The sequence below is a fragment of the Mycobacterium sp. PS03-16 genome (assembly GCF_004570325.1).
Lineage (GTDB): Bacteria > Actinomycetota > Actinomycetes > Mycobacteriales > Mycobacteriaceae > Mycobacterium.
The window spans coordinates 165754-178303 of sequence record NZ_SPQO01000002.1 but is presented as its reverse complement, the minus strand read 5'-3'; the positions used below and the strand labels follow the sequence as shown (position 1 = coordinate 178303).

General features: G+C 70.1%; 10 protein-coding genes and 1 tRNA gene. 3 read left to right on the top strand and 8 right to left on the bottom strand.

All coding sequences use genetic code 11. The features are described from left to right. Positions 1-13: 13 nt before the first annotated feature. The 6 genes from E4P42_RS02390 to E4P42_RS02365 all read right to left on the bottom strand — a co-directional run bounded on the left by E4P42_RS02390 (position 14) and on the right by E4P42_RS02365 (position 4605). Positions 14-883 (bottom strand): oxidoreductase, encoded by an 870-nt coding sequence (locus E4P42_RS02390; protein WP_135122742.1) that lies wholly within the window; start codon positions 881-883, stop codon positions 14-16. Between the two features lie 23 nt (positions 884-906). Beyond that, positions 907-1560: an LpqN/LpqT family lipoprotein gene (locus tag E4P42_RS02385; protein ID WP_135122741.1), complete on the bottom strand. Its 654-nt coding sequence runs from the start codon at positions 1558-1560 to the stop codon at positions 907-909. Continuing rightward, on the bottom strand, positions 1557-1904 hold the full coding sequence (gene arsC / locus E4P42_RS02380; RefSeq protein ID WP_135122740.1) for an arsenate reductase (glutaredoxin): 348 nt from the start codon (positions 1902-1904) through the stop codon (positions 1557-1559). The genes E4P42_RS02385 and arsC overlap by 4 nt, the downstream gene beginning before the upstream one ends. After that, positions 1905-2885: a ribose-phosphate diphosphokinase gene (locus tag E4P42_RS02375; RefSeq protein ID WP_135122739.1), complete on the bottom strand. Its 981-nt coding sequence runs from the start codon at positions 2883-2885 to the stop codon at positions 1905-1907. A 102-nt stretch (positions 2886-2987) separates the two neighbouring features. Then, positions 2988-4445, bottom strand: coding sequence for a bifunctional UDP-N-acetylglucosamine diphosphorylase/glucosamine-1-phosphate N-acetyltransferase GlmU (gene glmU, locus E4P42_RS02370; protein ID WP_135122738.1), 1458 nt, complete (start codon positions 4443-4445; stop codon positions 2988-2990). 88 nt (positions 4446-4533) lie between these two features. Next, positions 4534-4605, bottom strand: a tRNA-Gln gene (locus tag E4P42_RS02365). Positions 4606-4691: 86 nt separating this feature from the next. On the opposite strand from E4P42_RS02365, the gene E4P42_RS02360 reads away from it, so the two are divergent. Genes E4P42_RS02360 through E4P42_RS02350 form a run of 3 tightly spaced genes read left to right on the top strand, consistent with a single transcriptional unit; the run spans position 4692 to position 10108 of the window. Then, positions 4692-5288 carry a TetR/AcrR family transcriptional regulator gene (locus E4P42_RS02360; protein ID WP_167759334.1) on the top strand — a complete coding sequence of 199 codons (597 nt, stop codon included), beginning with the start codon at positions 4692-4694 and terminating at the stop codon, positions 5286-5288. 49 nt (positions 5289-5337) lie between these two features. Beyond that, on the top strand, positions 5338-8979 hold the full coding sequence (mfd, locus tag E4P42_RS02355; RefSeq protein WP_135122737.1) for a transcription-repair coupling factor: 3642 nt from the start codon (positions 5338-5340) through the stop codon (positions 8977-8979). Positions 8980-9007: 28 nt separating this feature from the next. Beyond that, complete coding sequence (locus E4P42_RS02350) at positions 9008-10108, top strand: nucleoside triphosphate pyrophosphohydrolase (RefSeq protein ID WP_135122736.1); 1101 nt, start codon at positions 9008-9010, stop codon at positions 10106-10108. Here E4P42_RS02350 and E4P42_RS02345 read toward each other — a convergent pair. Together E4P42_RS02345 and E4P42_RS02340 are read right to left on the bottom strand one after the other, a co-directional pair. After that, positions 10093-11352, bottom strand: coding sequence for a Dyp-type peroxidase (locus E4P42_RS02345; RefSeq protein WP_135122735.1), 1260 nt, complete (start codon positions 11350-11352; stop codon positions 10093-10095). The genes E4P42_RS02350 and E4P42_RS02345 overlap by 16 nt on opposite strands. Then, positions 11349-12275 (bottom strand): EfeM/EfeO family lipoprotein, encoded by a 927-nt coding sequence (locus tag E4P42_RS02340; protein ID WP_135122734.1) that lies wholly within the window; start codon positions 12273-12275, stop codon positions 11349-11351. Before E4P42_RS02340 ends, E4P42_RS02345 begins: the two co-directional genes overlap by 4 nt. Positions 12276-12550 lie beyond the last annotated feature (275 nt).

Sequence of the window (12550 nt, the reverse complement as noted above, 5' to 3'; positions counted from 1 at the left end):
CGCGCCGTCGGCCTCAGAGCGTGAATTTGGTGTCGGTGAGCTGCTCGGACAGCTCCCACAGGCCGGCGGCGGTCGACAGGTCACGGGCCCGGGGGGTGCGCCACACCCGGCCGGAGGCGCCGCGCATCGCGTACTTCGGGCCGACGAAGGTGTCCCCGGGCAGGTCCTCGGCCACCGCGTAGAGCGTCTGGCGAGCGCCGAAATCGGCGTCGGTGGCGAGGTATCTGCCGCCGATCGCCATGAGGGAATCGCCGAGCTTGCGCCCGGAGTGGCCCTGCAGGTTGGTGTGCGAGTAGCCGGGGTGCGCGGCCAGCGCCCGCACCGGGCTGCCGGCGCGGCGCAGCCGCCGCTGCAGTTCGCTGGTGAACAGCAGGTTCGCCAGCTTGGACTGTCCGTAGGCCAGCCATGCCGAGTACGGCCGCGCCTTCCAGTTGAGGTCGGTGAGGTTGATGCGCCCGAGGACGTGCATGAACGAACTCACCGTGACCACCCGGTCGGTGATCACCGGCAGCAGCAGGTTGGTCAGCGCGAAATGTCCGAGGTGGTTGGTGCCGATCTGGCTCTCGAAGCCGTCGACGGTCTGGGCGTAGGGGACGGCCATGATGCCGGCGTTGTTGACCAGCACGTCCACCTTGTCGACCCCGGCGGCGAACTCGCGCACCGAGGCGAGGTCCTGTAGGTCGAGCCGCCGCACGGTGACGGTGCCGGGCATGGTGGCGGCGGCCTCGTCCCCCTTGGTGGTGTTGCGGACGGCGATGACGACGTCGGCGCCGGCGCGGGCGAGTTCGCGGGCGGTCACCAGGCCGAGGCCGCTGTTGGCGCCGGTGACGATCACCGTGCGGCCGGCGAAGGAGGGCAGGTCGGCGGCGGTCCAGCTGCTCATGGCTGTCACTGTAACGGGACGGCTCAGCCCTTCGGGGCGACGGTGAAACCGGAGATGATCGACTCGATGTCCTTGCCGTGCTGCTGCGCCTCGTCGGCGAAGCTGGTGACACTCAGCTGCACCAGGTAGCGCTGGTTGGCCGGCGGCGCGCCGGTCGCGACGACGATCCGGTTGTAGGTCTGCATGCGCTGACCGTTGAGGTCGTAGCTGCCCTCGATCATCGCCGACGGCATGCCGCGCCAGTTCTCCTGGGAGGAGTTGAGTTCCTTGAAGTTCTCCGACAGGCGCGCGTCGTCGTCGCCGTGCTTGATCACCTCGGCGGGGTCGAACTGTCCGGTCAGCTCGAACACCAGCAGCATCGCGATCGGATACGTGTCGCCCTTGGCGATCACCCGGGTGCCCGGTTCGAACTGGGTCCCGGTGTAGGCCTGCCAGCCCGGCGGCGTCGGGATGCTCACGGTCAGGTCGGGCAGCCGGTCGGGGGCCACGGTGCGGCCGGTCACCCCGACGCTGTCCAGGTACTCGGCGACGGGCACCGGGGCCTCGGTGTCGGTGGTGGTGGGCGGCGCCGAACTGGTCGTGCGCCAGACCGATTCGTAGTCGGGGGTTTTCGGCCCGCAGCCGGAGACGGCGAGGACCAGCAGCGCGACGGTCGCCGCGGCGCGGCGGCCTCTCACAGGATCTCGCGCACCGCGTCGATCGGCCGGGCCAGCCGGGTGCCCTTTGCGGTGACGACGAACGGCCGCTCGATCAGGATCGGGTGCTCGGCCATCGCGTCGAGCAGCGCGTCGTCATCGGCGTCGGCGAGATTGAGCTCCGCGTACAGTGATTCGCGCTTGCGGACCGCGGTGCGGACGTCGATGCCTGCGGCCTCGATCATCGCGGCCAGCTCGTCGCGCGACGGCGGGGTCTTGAGGTACTGCACCACGGTCGGCTCGATACCGTTGTCCCGCAACAGTTCCAATGTCTTACGCGACGTGGAGCAGCGCGGGTTGTGGTAGATGGTCGGTTCTGACGCCATCTAGGCCGATCCGTCGAACAGGCTGGTGACCGACCCGTTGTCGAAGACCGCGCGAATGGTGTTGGCCAGCAACGGCGCGATCGACAGCACGGTCAGCTGCGGGAACTGCTTGTCCTCGCCGATCGGCAGCGTGTTGGTGACGATCACCTCGCGGGCGCCGGACTCCGCGAGCCGCTCGCGCGCCGGGTCGGACAGCACGCCGTGCGTGGCGGCGATGATCACGTCGCCCGCACCGTCCTGCTTGAGCAGTTTGACCGCACCGGCGATGGTGCCGCCGGTGTCGATCATGTCGTCGGTCAGCACGCAGGTCTTGCCGCGCACATCGCCGACGACGCGGTTGGACACCACCTGGTTGGGCACCAGCGGGTCACGGGTCTTGTGGATGAAGGCCAGCGGGACGCCCCCCAGCGAGTCGGCCCACTTCTCGGCGACGCGCACGCGGCCGGAGTCGGGGGAGACGACCACCATGTCGTGGTCGGCGTAGTTGTCGGCGATGTAGCCGGTGAGCAGCTTCTGCGCCCGCATGTGGTCGACCGGCCCGTCGAAGAAGCCCTGGATCTGGTCGGTGTGCAGGTCGACGGTGAGGATGCGGTTCGCCCCCGCGGTCTTGAGCAGGTCGGCGACCAGGCGCGCCGAGATGGGCTCGCGGCCACGGTGCTTCTTGTCCTGCCGCGCGTACGGGTAGAACGGCAGGATCGCGGTGATCCGCTTGGCGCTGCCGCGCTTGAGCGCGTCGATCATCAGCAGCTGTTCCATCAGCCACGTGTTCAGCGGCGCGGGATGGCTCTGCAACACGAACGCGTCGCAGCCGCGGACCGATTCGTCGAAGCGGACGAAGATCTCCCCGTTGGCGAAGTCGCGCGCGGTCTGTGCGGTCACCGGGGTGTCGAGTTCCTTGGCGACCTGCTCAGCCAGTTCGGGGTGTGCGCGGCCCGAGAAGAGCATCAGATTTTTGCGGTTGTCGGTCCACTCGGTGCCCACTGTGCCCTCGCCGGTCTCGGGGATCGATGTCGGCCTAATGGTACGTAGCGTTTCTGTGCGTTCGTGCCCGGGTTGCCGGAATCCGAACAGAAGTGGTCGAGCTCACGGCCTCTCGGCGTCGTCGGGGTGACCGAGCGCCTTCTCCGCTGCCGCCGCCGCCGCCGAACCCGGGCGTTTGCGGACCACCCAGCCTTCGATGTTGCGCTGCGGGCCGGCCGAGACGGCCAGCGCACCGGGCGGGACGTCGTCGCGGACCACGGTGCCCGCGCCGGTGTAGGCGCCGTCGCCGACGGTGACCGGCGCGACGAACATGGTGTCCGAGCCGGTGCGCACGTGGGAGCCGATCGTGGTGCGGCTCTTGTTCTCCCCGTCGTAGTTGACGAACACGCTCGAGGCGCCGATGTTGCTGTGCTCACCGATGTCGGCATCGCCGACGTAGGTCAGGTGCGGCACCTTGGTGCCGGTGCCCAGGGTGGCGTTCTTGGTCTCGACGAACGCGCCCAGCTTGCCGTCGCGGCCCAGCACGGTGCCGGGCCGCAGGTAGGTGAACGGCCCGACCGTGGCGCCGCCGCCGATCACCGACTGCGAGCCGTGGGTGCGCACCACGGTCGCGTCGTCGCCGACGGTGACGTCGGTCAGCGTGGTGTCGGGCCCGATCTCGCAGCGCCCGCCCACCGTCGTGCGGCCGAGCAGCTGCGTGCCGGGCCGGATGACGGCGTCGCGGCCGATGGTCACGTCGACGTCGATCCACGTCGACCGCGGGTCGACGATCGTGACGCCGGCGCGCTGGTGGGCGGTGACGATGCGCCGGTTGAGTTCGGCGCCCAGCGCGGCGAGCTGGACCCGATCGTTGACACCGGCGACCAGGGCGCTGTCGTCGACGTGTTTGGCCCGCACCGTGAGGCCGTCCTGGCGCAGGATGCCGATCACGTCGGTGAGGTAGAGCTCGTGCTGGGCGTTGTCGGAGCGCAACCGGCTCAGCGCGGACCGCAGCGCGGCGGTGTCGAACGCGTAGACCGCGGCGTTGACCTCGCGGATCGCCTGCTGCGACGGGCTGGCGTCGGCCTGTTCGACGATGCGGGTGATCTCGTTGTCCTGGGTGCGCAGGATGCGCCCGTACCCCGTCGGGTCGGGCAGCGTGGTGGTCAGCACGGTGGCCGCGGCCGAGCCGTGGGTGTCGAGCAGGTCGGCGATCGTGGCGGCGTCGAGCAGCGGGACGTCACCGGCGGTCACCACCACGACGCCGGTGAAGTCGTCGGGCAGCGCGGACAGGCCACACTCGGCGGCGTGGCCGGTGCCCAGCTGCTGTTCCTGCACGGCGATGTCGACGCGGCGACCGAGGTCCTCGGCGAGTGCGCCGACGGCGGGGGCGATGCGGTCGCGGTCATGGCCGAGGACCACCACCAGGTGCTGGGGCGCGACCTCGGCGACGGTGTGCAGCGCGTGGGCGAGCATGCTGCGTCCGCCGAGCGTGTGCAGCACCTTCGGGGTGTCCGAGCGCATCCGCGTCCCGGCGCCCGCCGCCAGCACGAGCACGGCGGTATCGGTGGGTTCGGTCATCGCTGTTGTCCTCGTCTCGCGAGCGTGCGTGTCTGCACAGGGACACACCGCTCAGACTGTCATTCGCGCACGCTCGCGGCAGGAAGTGCTCCGTCGCCAGGACTCGAACCTGAACTATCTGAACCAAAATCAGAGGTGCTGCCGATTACACCACGACGGATCGATCACCTCGAGATGGTAGTGCAAGCCGATACGCTCACCCATGTGGCAGCGCCCGATAAGGAAGTGCGCGCACCCCGCGCCAGGATGACCGGCAGCGAGCGGCGCCAGCAGCTCGTCGAGATCGCCAAGTCGCTGTTCGCCGAGCGGGGCTACGAGGGCACCTCGATCGAGGAGATCGCCCAGCGGGCCAACGTCTCCAAACCCGTGGTCTACGAGCACTTCGGCGGCAAGGAAGGCCTCTACGCGGTGGTCGTCGACCGCGAGATGTCGGCGTTGCTGGACGGCATCACCTCGTCGCTGACCAACAACCGGTCCCGGGTGCGGGTCGAACGGGTCGCGCTGGCCCTGCTGACGTATGTGGAGGAGCGCACCGACGGCTTCCGGATCCTCATCCGCGACTCCCCGGCGGCGATCACCTCGGGCACCTATTCGACGCTGCTCAACGACGCGGTCAACCAGGTGTCGTCGATCCTGGCCGGCGACTTCTCCCGGCGCGGCCTCGACCCCGAGCTCGCGCCGCTCTACGCGCAGGCGCTGGTGGGTTCGGTGTCGATGACCGCGCAGTGGTGGCTGGACACCCGGCAGCCCCGCAAAGAGGTGGTGGCCGCCCATCTGGTCAACCTGATGTGGAACGGGCTCACCCACCTCGAGGCCGATCCGCGGCTGCGGGACGAGGACTGACGCAGCGGGCCGAGGGCACCCCCGCGGCGCGGCCTAGGATGGAGTCATCATGACCGCATCGGGGCCCAACCATGTCCAGACCCCGATCGCGGGGCTCGTCGAGCTGGCGCTGCGCGATCCGTGCCTGGCCGAGCTCACCCGCCGCGCCGCCGACAAACCCGACGAACTCGCGATGGTGGGGCCGTCCAGTGCCCGGCTGCTCGTGGCCGCCGCGCTCGCCCAGGCCGGCCCGCTGCTGGTGGTCACCGCCACCGGCCGCGAGGCCGACGACCTGACCGCCGAACTCCAAGGTGTGATCGGCGACGCGGCGGCGCTGTTCCCGTCCTGGGAGACGCTGCCGCACGAGCGGCTCTCGCCCGGAGTCGACACCGTCGGGGCGCGGATGATGCTGCTGCGGCGGTTGGCGCATCCCGACGACGCCCGGCTCGGCCCGCCGTTGCGGGTGGTGGTGACCACCACCCGCTCGCTGGTGCAGCCGATGGCGCCGGAGCTGCCGACCATCGAGCCGGTCACGTTGACCGTGGGCGCCGAGGCGGAGTTCGACGGCGTGATCGCCCGGCTGGTCGACCTGGCCTACACCCGCTGCGACATGGTCTCCAAACGCGGCGAGTTCGCGGTGCGCGGCGGCATCCTCGACGTGTTCCCGCCGACCGCGGAACATCCGGTGCGCGTCGAGTTCTGGGGTGACGAGATCTCCGAGATGCGGATGTTCGCGGTCGCCGATCAGCGCTCCATCCCCGAGATCGAGGTCGACACGGTGATCGCGGTGCCGTGCCGCGAGCTGCTGATGACCGCCGACGTGCGGGAGCGCGCCGCGGCGCTGGCCGCCGAACATCCGACGCACGAGAACACCGTGCCCGGCACGGTGCCCGACATGCTGGCCAAGCTGGCCGAGGGCATCCCGGTCGACGGGATGGAGGCGCTGCTGCCGCTGTTGCGCCAGACGCAGCTCGCGATGCTGACCGATCAGCTGCCTGCGGGCACGCCGGTGCTGGTGTGCGATCCGGAGAAGGTGCGCACCCGCGCCGCCGACCTGATCAAGACCGGGCGGGAGTTCCTCGAGGCCTCGTGGTCGACGGCGGCGGTGGGCGGGGACGCGCCGATCGACCTGGAGGCGCTCGGCGCCTCGGGGTTCCTCGGCCTGAGCGAGGTGCGCGACGGGGCCCGCGCGGGCGGGCATCCGTGGTGGACGCTGAGCCAGCTGTCCGACGAATCGGCGGTGGAACTCGACATCCGCTCGGCGCCGTCGGCGCGGGGTCAGCAGAACAGCATCGAGGAGATCTTCGCGATGCTGCGGGCGCACGTGTCGACCGGCGGGTTCGCCGCCGTCGTCACGCCGGGCGCGGGCACCGCCCACCGCGTCGTCGAGCAGCTTGCCGAATCCGACACGCCCGCAGCGATGTTGGAGCCGGGCGAGCAGCCTAAGGCGGGCGTCGTCGGGGTGCTCAAAGGCCCGCTGCACGACGGTGTGGTGCTCCCGGGCTCGTCGCTGGTGATCGTGACCGAGGCCGATCTGACCGGCAGCCGGGTCACCGCCACCGAGGGCAAGAAACTGGCCGCCAAACGCCGCAACGTCGTCGATCCGCTGGCGCTGACCGCAGGCGATCTGGTGGTGCACGATCAGCACGGCATCGGCCGGTTCGTCGAGATGACCGAGCGGGTGGTCGGCGGCGCGCGCCGCGAGTATCTGGTTTTGGAGTACGCCTCCAACAAGCGCGGCGGCGGGTCGGACCGGCTGTATGTGCCGATGGATTCGCTGGACCAGCTGTCCCGCTACGTCGGCGGTGAGTCGCCGTCGTTGAGCAAGCTGGGCGGCAGCGACTGGGCCAACACCAAGACCAAGGCGCGCCGCGCGGTGCGGGAGATCGCCGGTGAGCTGGTGGCGCTGTACGCCAAGCGGCAGGCCGCCCCCGGGCACGCGTTCGGCCCGGACACCCCGTGGCAGAACGAGATGGAGGACGCGTTCGGCTTCACCGAGACCGTCGACCAGCTGACCGCCATCCAGGAGGTCAAGGCCGATATGGAGAAGCCGGTCCCGATGGACCGGGTGATCTGCGGCGACGTCGGCTACGGCAAGACCGAGATCGCGGTGCGCGCCGCGTTCAAGGCGGTGCAGGACGGCAAGCAGGTCGCGGTGCTGGTGCCGACGACGCTGCTGGCCGATCAGCATCTGCAGACGTTCACCGCGCGGATGGCGGGCTTCCCGGTCACCGTGAAGGGGCTGTCGCGGTTCACCGACCCGGCGGAGTCGCGCGCGACGCTCGAGGGCATGAAGGACGGGTCGGTCGACGTGGTGATCGGCACCCACCGGCTGCTGCAGACCGGGGTGGTGTGGAAGGACCTCGGGCTGATCATCGTTGACGAGGAGCAGCGGTTCGGCGTCGAGCACAAGGAGCACATCAAGTCGATGCGCACCCACGTCGACGTGCTGACCATGAGCGCCACGCCGATTCCGCGCACGCTGGAGATGAGCCTGGCCGGCATCCGCGAGATGTCGACGATCCTCACCCCGCCCGAGGAGCGCTACCCGGTGCTCACCTACGTCGGCCCGCATGACGACAAGCAGGTGGCCGCGGCGCTGCGCCGCGAGCTGCTGCGCGACGGGCAGGCGTTCTACATCCACAACCGGGTCCGCACCATCGACCAGGCCGCGGCCAAGATCGCCGCGCTGGTCCCCGAGGCGCGGGTGGTGGTGGCGCACGGGCAGATGCCCGAGGAGATGCTGGAGAAGACGGTCGAGGGGTTCTGGAACCGGGAGTACGACATCCTGGTTTGCACCACGATCGTCGAGACGGGTCTGGACATCTCCAACGCCAACACACTGATCGTGGAGCGGGCCGACACGTTCGGCCTGTCGCAGCTGCACCAGCTGCGCGGGCGGGTCGGCCGTAGCCGGGAACGCGGTTACGCCTACTTCCTGTATCCGCCGGAGAACCCGCTGACCGAGACGGCCTACGACCGGCTGGCCACCATCGCGCAGAACAACGAGCTGGGCGCCGGTATGGCGGTGGCGATGAAGGACCTCGAGATCCGCGGCGCGGGCAACGTGCTGGGCGCCGAGCAGTCCGGGCACGTGGCCGGCGTCGGCTTCGACCTCTACGTCCGGCTGGTCGGTGAGGCCGTCGAAGCGTACCGGGCCGTCGCAGACGGGAAAACCGTTGCGACACCGGAGGAACCGAAGGATGTGCGCATCGACCTACCGGTCGATGCGAACCTGCCGCCGGACTACATCGGCAGCGACCGGTTGCGGCTGGAGGCCTACCGCCGGCTGGCCGCCGCCCCCGACGATGCGGGTATCGACGCCGTCATCGACGAACTGGTCGACCGCTACGGTCCGTTGCCCGAACCGGCGCAGCGCCTGGTCGGGGTCGCCCGGCTGCGGCTGCTGTGCCGCGAGTACGGCATCACCGACGTGAGCTCGGTGTCGGCGGCGACGGTGAAGCTGTCGCCGATGGAGCTGCCGGACTCCGCCCAACTGCGGCTCAAGCGCATGTACCCCGGCGGTGGCTATCGCGCCACCACGTCGACGGTGACGGTCCCCATCCCGCGGGAGACCGACAGTGTGGGTTCGCCGCGGATCCGCGACGCTGAACTGGTGGCGATGGTGGCCGGTCTGGTGTTGGCGCTGAATGGAAAACCGCAGGCAGATGTTGATATAACGAGATTCGGTGTGCAGGCGAAGAGCGGGTAACGGCGATGACTGACAGAGGACGTGCGCGATGACGGTGGTCCTGGTCGATCCGCGTCGTCCCGCCCTGGTCCCGGTCGAGGCCGTGGAACTGCTCGCCGGTGACGTGCAGTACACCGAGGAGATGCCGATCAAGGTGCCGTGGTCGCTGCCGTCGGCGCGGCCGTGGCTGTCCGGCGCGGCGGACGACGCGGCGGCGCCGGTGCTGCTGTCGTCGGATCCGGGCCATCCCGCGGTCCGGTCCCGCCTGGCCGCCGGTGACCGGCTGATCTCCGCGCCGGACCCGCAGCCGGGTGAGCGACTGGTCGACGCGGTCGCGATGATGGACAAGCTGCGCACCGCGGGGCCGTGGGAGAGCGAGCAAACCCACGATTCGCTGCGCCGCTATCTGCTCGAGGAGACCTACGAGGTCTTCGACGCGGTGCGCGGCGGCAACGCCGACGAACTGCGCGACGAACTCGGCGATGTCTTGCTGCAGGTGCTGTTCCACGCCCGCATCGCCGAGGACGCCCCACAGCGCCCGTTCGGCATCGACGACGTCGCGGACTCGCTGGTCCGCAAACTCGGCAACCGCGTGCCCGCCGTGCTTGCGGGCGAGTCGATCTCGCTCGAGGATCAGTTGGCGCAGTGGGAGGAGCGCAAGAAGGCGGAGAAGACGCGCGGCTCGTCGATGGACGACGTGCCCACCGCACAACCCGCTCTCGCGTTGGCGCAGAAGGTGATTGCACGGGTGACGCAGGCCGGGCTGCCGGCCGACCTGATCCCGGCGGCGCTGACCACGGTCACCATCACCGCCGGCACCGATGCCGAGAATGATCTGCGCTCAGCGGTTCTCGAATTCATGGACACCGTGCGCGACGTCGAGCACGCGGTCGCGGCCGCGCGTCGCGGCGACGACGTGCCCGAGGAACTCGACAGCGCGACGCTGGGGGAGATCTCCGAGGACGAGTGGCGGGCGCACTGGCCGGCGGGGCCGTCGGAAGCGCCCCGACCCGATGCCGAGGAGCCGGCATCCGAGCCCGAGCCCGATGAGGCACAAGCCGAAGAGGTTCCCGTCGCCGCCGACGACGTCAGCACCGAAGAGGCGCTCGCGCAGACCGACGAACCGCGGGACGATCAGCCGACCAGCTGATCACCGAGGAACCGGTCGGGTGCGGTGACCCCGGGCAGGATGAAGAAGAACCCGCCGCCCACCGGCATGATGTACTCCTCGAGCGGTTCACCGGTCAGGCGGCGCTGCACCGCCAGGAAGCCCTTGTCGAGGCTGCGCTGATAGGAGATGAACGCCAGGCCCTGGTCGAGCCGGCCTGCCCCGTCGAAGCCGCGCGAGTAGTTGAAACCCCGTCGCAGGATCAGGTTCTCGTCGGTTTCGGGGGTGCGCGGGTTGGCCAGCCGGATGTGCGCGTCGAGGGGGATGCGGGTGCCGTCGGGATCGGACGCGTAGTCCGGATCGGTGAACTCGCCGTCCAGGCCCAGCGGGGCGCCGCTGACCTTCGTGCGTCCGATCAGCGCCTCCTGCTCGACCAGCTGGGTGCGGTCCCAGAACTCGACGAACATGCGGATGATGCGCACGGCCTGGTACGAGCCGCCGACCGCCCATTCCGGTTCCCCGTCGCCCGGCCCCACCCAGACGTGGCGGTCCATCAGCGCACCGTCCTCGACGTCGAGGTTGGCCGTTCCGTCTTTGAACCCCAACAGGTTCCGCGGTGTCGTGGCCTGCTCCACCGAGCCGGCGCCGATGCCGCGGGCGTAGCCGTCGACCATCCAGCGCAGCACCAGGTGACTGCGGGTGCGCCGCATCAGCTGGCGCAGCGCGAACTGCAGTGTGTCGTTGTGGCCGGCCTCGAAGATGATCGACAGGTCACCGTGGGAGAGCTTCGGGTCGAGCCGGTCGTTGGCCAGAAACGGCATGGTGACCAGCTCGCGCGGTTTGCGTTCGGCCAGCCCGAAGCGATCGTCGAACAGCGAGGCCCCGACGCCGACGACGATCGACAGGTTGTCCGGCGGGGGCTTCTCGCCGAGGATGCCGGAGTCGACGGGCGGGAACGCCGGATCGCGCACCTCGGGCGGCCGGCCGGCCATCAACCCGCGGATCTCGTCGGTCAGTTCGGCCAGGGTGGCCGCCAGCCCGGCCCGGTCGCGGGACAGCACGTTGAACGACGCCAGCAGGCCCTGCTCGGGGATCGGCAGCGTCGTGATGCCGCTCTGGTGCGGTCCTTCGAACGGGACGAACCGCGCCGCGGCGGCGGCCGCGGCGGGCGGTGCGTCCGAGCACCCGGACACCGCGGCGCCGACGCCGACGGCGGCGCCGGTGCCCAGGGCGCCGGTGACGAACGAGCGGCGCGACAGGCCGGGGCGCCGCGAACCTCGGGTCACGTCAGCTTCAGCACCCCGGACACCTGCGACAGGTTCTCCGACAGGCCGGCCAGCTGGGCCTTGAGCGTGTCGATGGTCGCGGGGTCGACGGTCACCTCGGGGCAGCGCGGCGACGGGTAGGGGTCGTTCTCGGTGCAGAACAGCACCCAGCCCTCGCCGCGGCGCAGCGGCCCCAGCGTCGCGAAGATCTCCGAGAACCCGGCCTCGATCTTGCCGAGCAGCGCGGGGTCGGCCTGCACCAGAGCGGGCGCCATCCGGTTCACCGCAGCCTGCGATCCCTGCAGGTTGGCGTCGAAGTCCCACAGGTCGGTCTTGGAGTAGCGGTCCTCTTCGCCGGTGATCTTGCCTTCGGAGACCTCTTCGATCAGTTCGGCGGCGCCGTTGGACACGTCGACCGGCGTGACCTCCACCGACGGCATCTGTTGCTGCAGCGTCGCGATGTCGGCGTCGAGCTGGTCGGCGAACTGCGCGCCGCCCTCGGTGGTGTTCTGCGAGAACAGCAGGTACTCGAGGCGGTGCCACCCGGTGAACGCGGGATCGTCGACGCCGGCGAAGTCGTCGACGCGTGCGTCGACCTTGCCGTCGATCTCCTCGACCAGCCCGGCCAGCGGCTCGATGCGCTCCCACGGCAGCCGCGACGGGGCGTACGCGTCCTGGGCGGCCTGCAGGTTCCCGGCGCGGACGGCGTCGGTGAGCGCCTTGACCGCGCCGACGAGTTCGTCGGTCTGCGCGACCGCGTACGCCTTATACTCGGCGGCCGCCTTGTCGGCCTCCGGGTTGGGCGCCGCGGCGGCCGACGTCGAGGTCGAGGTGGCGGCGGAGCTCTCGGTCTCGCCGGCCGATCCACCGCTGTCACCGGAACAACCGGCCAGGGCCAACGCCAGTGCCGCGACCGGTACCTGCCAGGCGAGATGCCGTCCCATCGATCCTCCTCGTATAGACGGTCGAACAGTACCCGCACACCCTGAAGGAGGGTAGGCATACCTAAAAGATTGACTTCTCGTCGTGCTGATCCGCCGCCGCACTCCGCGGGGCGGATACTCTGGCGGACGGCGAGTGGTTGTCCGGGGAAGGGATGCGGGCGCATTCCAGCAACCTCGCCACGGCCCCAGTTCGGCCGGGTAAGTCCCGTCGCATGGGAGGATGGTGCGACGGAAGTCGGTTGAGGGAGTGCGTTGTCTGACGAGGGGAGCGTGTC